Source organism: Kocuria sp., from assembly GCF_030536815.1.
Classification (GTDB): Bacteria; Actinomycetota; Actinomycetes; order Actinomycetales; family Micrococcaceae; genus Kocuria; species Kocuria gwangalliensis.
Genome location: NZ_JAUNPE010000124.1, coordinates 1 through 6,390, shown reverse-complemented (window position 1 = coordinate 6,390; position 6,390 = coordinate 1). Strand labels below are relative to the sequence as shown.

Here is a 6,390-nt window from a genome sequence, read left to right as displayed (position 1 = left end):
AGGACGGCCGCGCGCTGATCTGGATCATGGCCGTGCTGACCCCACTGCACTACTGGTTCATGTGGCAGCACTGGTATGGAATGTTTGCGATCTTCATTCCGGTGTACGCGTTCCTGTTCCTGCCCGTGTTGCTGGCGCTGTCCGGTCGAACGGATCATTTCCTGCACCGCGCAGCCCTGAGCCAATGGGGGCTCATGGTGTGCGTGTACGCACTGAGTCATCTGCCCGCGGTCCTGCAACTGCCGGTGGCCTTCAACGAGGGTAAATCCGCCGCGGACGGATCTCCGGTGGGCTCGGGCGGTGTGGCCGGCGGTGCGCTCCTGCTCTTCGTGTGCGTGGTGGTGCAGGGCTCGGACGTGCTGCAGTACCTGTGGGGCAAGACACTGGGCCGCCATAAGATCGCGCCCAACGTGAGCCCCAACAAGACGTGGGAGGGCTTCATCGGGGGAGTGCTCTCAGCCACCGCACTGGGTGCCGCCCTGTGGTGGTTGACCCCGTTCACCCCGTGGCAGGCCGCGCTGCTGTCGCTGATCGCGTGCCTCATGGGTTTTGTGGGCGGCCTGGTGATGAGCAGCCTCAAACGCGACCGCGGGATCAAGGACTTCGGCGCGATCATCCCCGGTCACGGCGGCATCCTGGACCGCACGGACTCCCTGATCTTCGCCGCGCCGGTGTTCTTCCACATGACGCGGTTCTTCTTCAGCGGCTAGTGGCCCGACCGCCATGACGGAGGCTGCCTGCGCTGCCGAGTGCCGGACAATACGCACGCCGGGTCCGGCCCCGGGTTTACAGCAGCTTCACTTGCCGCGCAGGATGCGATGCCAATAGATCTGCGGCAGCAACCACCGGTCGAGAAGGAAGGTGAGGGCCCGCTCCTTGCGAAGTTCGAAGAGTCTGGTACTGGGCATCGGGGTGCCGTCGGGGGCGAACTCCGCGAGGACCAACGTGCTGCGGGAAACGGTGAAGGGACTGACCGTGTAACCGTTGTAGCGAGCTCGTGGAGCTTTGTCGTTGAGTGCGGACCGGATGTTCTTGGCCACGACGGGCGTCTGTTTGCGCAGGGCACCGCCCGAGCTGGATCCCGGGGTGGCGGCGATGTCACCCACCGCCCACACATTCGGGTACCGGCGGTGCTGCAACGTCTCGGGATCCACGTCCACGAAACCCCGTGCCGTTTCCGACGAGAGACCGGAGGCTGCGACCCACCGCGGTGCGGCGTGCGGTGGCGTGAGGTGGAGAAAGTCGTAATCAAGTTCCTCGAGCACACCGTCGTTGTCCAGGACCGCGGTGCCGGTGTCCCGGTGCAGGGACTGGATGCGGGTGCGGGTGCGTAGTTCGATCCCGTATTCGTCGATCTTGCGTTCGAGCTCCTCGTCCACGCCGGGCACGCCGAACACCGTGTCGGTCGGCACCACGGCGACCACGCGGATGTCCTCGAGCACACCGCGGCTGCGCCACAGGTCGCACGCCATGTAAAGAATTTTCTGGGATGCGCCTGCACAGGGGCAGCTGTCGTCGGGCATGGTGAACACCGCTGTCCCGGAACGCATCCCCTGAACCAGACGCCAGGTCTTCGGTGCGAGATCGAACAAGTAGTTGGTGGATGCATTCTGGGTGTGCATCGCCTCGGCCGAGCCGTCGATGGCGTCCCAGTCCGGCTGGGATCCGGCGGCGACCACCAGATGGTCGTAACCGATCGTGGCCCCACTGGCGAGGACCACCTGCGAGGCTTCCGGGTCGACCCCGGCGATGGCGTCACGCACCCAGGCGCACCCGGACGGCATGACCCGCCCCTGGGGCCTGCGTGCGGAATCGATGGCGGCCAGACCCGCTCCGACGTAGGACAGTAACGGTCTGTAGTGGTGTTCCGCGCGGGGCTCGACAATGACGATGTCGTCCTCACCCAGTCGATGCAATCTCGCGGCCAGCGCGATCCCCCCATTGCCGCCCCCCGCGACGAGAATTCGGGCGTGGGTGGGAGGGCCTGGGAGCGACTGGGTGACCATGTGAGGGACACTACACCGACCACGCTCCACCATGTACGGGAGAGCTTGCCGGGCCTAGAATCGTGAGCACGCCATTGATGAGGTGTCTCGTGAGAGGACGTTGATCATGCCCAAGGCAAACAAGGACGGCCGCGCCATTCAGGACGAGATCCCGTCCACCCTGCGCCGTTCGGACGAGAAGGCCCAGGACACGTTTGCGCAGACCTACGACTCCGCCAAGGACGAGTACGACAGCTCATCGCGCGCTGCTCGCACCGCGTGGTCAGCCGTCAAGCACACCCACGAGAAGGTGGGCGACCACTGGGAGCCCAAGGACGAGAACGGGCCCTCGGACGAGCGCGCCGAAAAAGGTGGCCTGAACGAGGAGAAATCCGCGGGCGGCGTCGACGCCAAGGCCAGCAAGGAACACCTGTACGGCATCGCCCAGGAATTGGACATCACGGGACGGTCGGACATGACCAAGGATGAACTGGTCGACGCCATCGACAAGGCCAACCGGAAGAAGACCAAAGAAGCCCGCGGCTAAAGTTTTCGCCCCAAGAACACGGTGGCCGTGGTGTTCTCGTGGAAGGGCTCCACGGGTTCGTAGCCTCGTTTGCGGAACATGGCTATGCCCTCGGTCATTTCTTCGTTGAGGGAGACCACGGCGGTGTGGGCACCCAGCGCACGAACCTTGTTCTCCAGCGAACGGACGAGAGTGCGGGCGTGGCCCTTGCCGCGGTGATCGGGGGTGACCCAGATCCGCCGGAGTTCCACGGTGGAGTCGTCCAGTTTGCGGACGGCACCGCACGCGATGACCTCCCCGGAGATCAGTTCTGTCATCAGGAAGAAGTCGCCGTGGGGCGGGGTGACCTGCTCGGGTGAGCTGGTTTCGGTGAGGTCAGGGTCGAAGCCGCCGTCGATGCGATGATCGAGTTCGCTGAAGTACGCGGTCAGCACTTTCTGCGTGTGATCGCTGGCGGCTTGGCCTTCCAGGATGCGTACCGGGGCGGTGGTGTTCATTCCCCCATGGTGGCACCTCAGTCAACTGTTCACCAGGGCCTAACTCGTAGTAGTTTTCGGCCATGACTCCGACGCCCACCGGGAACAAGCCCCGCGTATCGATTTTGGTTCCCACCCCGCTGCTGGTGGTGGAAATGACCGAGCCCGCTGCTCATCGCAACCGCAGTGAACACGAGTCGGATGTGCATCTGCATCCGGGCGGACAGGGCCTGTGGGTTGCGCGGATGGCCGGTTCGTTGGGGGCAGAGGTTGCGATCAACGGCCCGTTCGGCGGTGAGCTGGGTTCGCTGATCCGCACCATGCTGGACGGGATGGGCATGCAGGTCAATGCCGTCCGCTACGGCTATGGCAATGGCGGCTACGTGTACGACCTGCGCGGTGACGATCGGGAGACCCGGGCGCACATGCCGCCACCGGAGCTTTCCCGTCACGAGCTGGACGATCTGTACGGCACAGCCTTCGTGGATGCCTTGGCGTCCGATGTCCTGGTGGTCACGGGTGCGGAGCCGGCGGACGTGCTCCCGCCGTCGTTCTTCGGTCGCCTCATTCGCGATACGCGCGATGCCGGAACCCCGGTGGTTGCTGACCTGAGTGGGAAGCCCGCACTGGCCAGTGTCGCCGCCGGCGTGAACGTCCTCAAGATCAGTCACGAGGAGATCATGGACCTCGAGCTCGTCGAGGACGAGACCGCCGAGTCTCTCACCGAGGCCGGCAAGATGCTGCTGGAACGTGGGGCGGGCGCCGTCGTCATCTCTCGCGCGAAGGACCCGGCCCTGCTGATCGAGAAGGATTCGGTGCGCGAGGTGTCGGCGCCGTCGATCACGCCGCTGGACCATCGGGGCGCGGGGGATTCCATGACCGCCGGAATTTCGGTGGGCCTCGCCCGCGGCCTCGACCTGGTGGACGCCGTGGCTCTGGGCGCCTCCGCCGGCGCACTCAATGTGGCGCGGCGGGGTTTGGGCACGGGCAATCGCACGACCATCGAGAAGTTCGCGCGGCAGATCACCGTTCGGAAACTGTCCTAAACACGTTCGGCTCTGGTGAGCGAGCGGGCGGCGTGGAAGCATGGGGCCATGCGCATCCTTGTGACCAACGACGACGGCGTTGCATCCGCGGGTCTAGCGGTTCTCGCCCAGGCCGCCCTGGACCGCGGGCACCGGGTCAAGGTAGCCGCGCCCGCCGAGGAGTACTCGGGTGCCAGTGCATCCTTGTCCGGGGAGGAGGTCGACGGCAAGATCGCGCTCGTTGACGCTCATCCGCCCAACATGCCCGCGGGCGTCGAGTGTGTGGGGGTGAAAGCGGCACCGGCCCTGATCGCGTTTCTGGCCGCCTACGGCGCGTTCGGCGAGGTGCCGGACATGGTGCTCTCGGGCGTGAACCTGGGCGCGAACACCGGTAAAGCTACGCTGCATTCGGGCACGGTGGGCGCTGCCTTGACGGCGGCGTCGCACGGAATTCCGGGAATCGCGGTCTCGATCACGTCCGGCAAACCGCAGCACTGGGAGACGGCGCTGCTGGTCACCAAGTTCGCGCTGGAACGGTGGGAATCGCGCGCATTCGACGGCAGGATCTTGAACATCAATGTTCCCGACGTCGCTCCCGACCGGCTTCGCGGTCTCAAGCCTGCCGATCTGGCCTCCTTCGGTGCGGTGCAGGCGCAGATCCACCGCGGCGACGATACGCACATTGCCGTGACCTACAGCGCCGAGACCGGGCGGGAAGAACCGGACAGCGACCACTACTTATTGACCCACGGCTGGGCCACGGCCACCCTGCTGCGGGCACCGGTGAACGATACGAACGCGCAATTGCGCACCATTGGTTTGGATGAGTTGGGGATCACCCCGCCCGCCACGTCGGGTGCCGCGGCCTCGCAGGAGGACATCGCCGTGGATGCCGCCACGGTGATGCGGAAAACCTAGCGACCCTCGCGGCGGGCATGGGTTGTGTAGATGACCGTCATTCCCCTCAGCGGGGGTCGATTGGAGTGAACGTCCCGGCGCGCGTCTCGATGACGGTGGCCGCTTCGAGCAGCGTTTCCTCGTCGAAACGCCGCCCGAGCAACTGCACCCCCGTCGGCAGGCCGCTGGCAACCCCGGTGGGCACCGACATGGCCGGGAACCCGAGGACGGGGATCGCCATCATCGATGCCTGCGCGGCCATGAGCCGGCGCATGCTCTCGACACTGGCGATGTCCGCGTCCTGCTCGAAGGCCTGCTCGGACGACACCGGCATGACGATGAGCGGGTAGGACTCGAGGATCTCCCCGAGCTGGCGGATCAGCGTGCCCCGCCGGGCGTAACCGGTGATGAACTGCTCAAGCGTCGGTTTCTCCCCCCACCACTCGGCGGCCACGGCGTAGTAATGCTCCGCGGCCTTCTGCATGCCCTGGTCCCCGACCTCATTGACCATGGGCATGGCCAGGCGGAACTCCTCCATGCAGAGCAGATACCACAGCCGGTAGGCCTCAGCCAGAACTGGCAGCTCGATCTCCTCCACCACGTAGCCCACATCGCGCAGATAGTCGGCTGCCTGGTCCAGAGAAGCATTCACCTCCGCGGTGGGGGCGGCAACACCGAGGTCCCGGACGAGCCCCACCCGCAGGGGCCGGGCGGGGCGGACGGCAGCACGGGCACCGGGGACGAACGCGGGGTCGCGGTGACTGAAGTCATTGAGTGCCCTCATCGTCAGCCGGATGTCGGCGACACTGCGGGCCAGCGGGCCCTGAACGAGCATGGTCTGCACGGACAGTGACGCGTCGACGTCGTCAGGGTGGTAGGTCTGGGCCACCCTCCCGACGGTGGGCCGCAAGCCCACCACGCCGCAGGCGTAGGCGGGATAACGCACCGACCCACCGATGTCATTGCCGCCGGCGATCGGCACCATCCCGGAGGCCACGGCCGAGCTCGCCCCGCCGCTGGACCCGCCCGGGGTTCGGGAGGAGTCCCACGGGTTGAGGGTGCGCCCGTGCAGGTCGTTGTTGGTGAACCAGCGATAGGCGAAGGCCGGGGAATTACTCCGGCCCATCAGCACGGCCCCGGCACGACGCAGGCTCGCCACATGAGGGCTGTCCTCGTTGGCCATGGCGTCCTGGAAGGCGGACACGCCCTGGGTCGTGGCGTAACCGGCCTGGTCGGAATTCACCTTGATCGACACCGGCACACCATGGAGAGGGCCGAGCTCTTCACCGGCGGAACGCCGGCGGTCTGCCTCATCAGCCAGGGACAGTGCCTCTTCGGGCCGCACCTCCACCAGAGCATTGAGCTGCGGGTTGACCTCGTCGATCCGCCCCAGGCAGCTCTCCACGACCTCGCGACTGGAGACCAGCCCCCCGGCCACGGCCTGAGCCATCTCGGTCGCACTCCAGCGCCACAGTTGATCG

7 protein-coding genes are annotated in these 6,390 nt (G+C 66.2%); 4 read left to right on the top strand and 3 right to left on the bottom strand.

The features are described from left to right. The coding region (locus Q4E95_RS10255; protein ID WP_303383216.1) for a phosphatidate cytidylyltransferase at window positions 1-710 on the top strand (710 nt) is incomplete at its 5' end. A gap of 87 nt (window positions 711-797) precedes the next feature. Here Q4E95_RS10255 and Q4E95_RS10250 read toward each other — a convergent pair. Further along, window positions 798-2,006, bottom strand: coding sequence for an NAD(P)/FAD-dependent oxidoreductase (locus Q4E95_RS10250; RefSeq protein ID WP_303383215.1), 1,209 nt, complete (start codon window positions 2,004-2,006; stop codon window positions 798-800). A 106-nt stretch (window positions 2,007-2,112) separates the two neighbouring features. Between Q4E95_RS10250 and Q4E95_RS10245 the strand changes: the two genes are divergently transcribed. Further along, the gene (locus Q4E95_RS10245; RefSeq protein WP_303383214.1) at window positions 2,113-2,532 is read left to right on the top strand and encodes a ChaB family protein; all 420 of its coding nucleotides are present in this window, start codon (window positions 2,113-2,115) and stop codon (window positions 2,530-2,532) included. On the opposite strand, the gene Q4E95_RS10240 is transcribed toward Q4E95_RS10245, so the two are convergent. Then, window positions 2,529-3,008 (bottom strand): GNAT family N-acetyltransferase, encoded by a 480-nt coding sequence (locus Q4E95_RS10240; protein WP_303383213.1) that lies wholly within the window; start codon window positions 3,006-3,008, stop codon window positions 2,529-2,531. The two genes, Q4E95_RS10245 and Q4E95_RS10240, sit on opposite strands and share 4 nt — an antisense overlap. Window positions 3,009-3,070: 62 nt before the next feature. Between Q4E95_RS10240 and Q4E95_RS10235 the strand changes: the two genes are divergently transcribed. Both Q4E95_RS10235 and surE read left to right on the top strand, forming a co-directional pair. Then, window positions 3,071-4,033 carry a 1-phosphofructokinase family hexose kinase gene (locus Q4E95_RS10235; RefSeq protein WP_303383212.1) on the top strand — a complete coding sequence of 321 codons (963 nt, stop codon included), beginning with the start codon at window positions 3,071-3,073 and terminating at the stop codon, window positions 4,031-4,033. Between the two features lie 48 nt (window positions 4,034-4,081). Next, a complete protein-coding gene (gene surE / locus Q4E95_RS10230; RefSeq protein WP_303383211.1) occupies window positions 4,082-4,930 on the top strand; it encodes a 5'/3'-nucleotidase SurE in 849 nt (282 codons plus the stop codon). A gap of 46 nt (window positions 4,931-4,976) precedes the next feature. On the opposite strand, the gene Q4E95_RS10225 is transcribed toward surE, so the two are convergent. Further along, window positions 4,977-6,390 (bottom strand): amidase family protein (locus Q4E95_RS10225; RefSeq protein WP_303383210.1); only part of this gene is annotated, 1,414 nt, incomplete at its 5' end.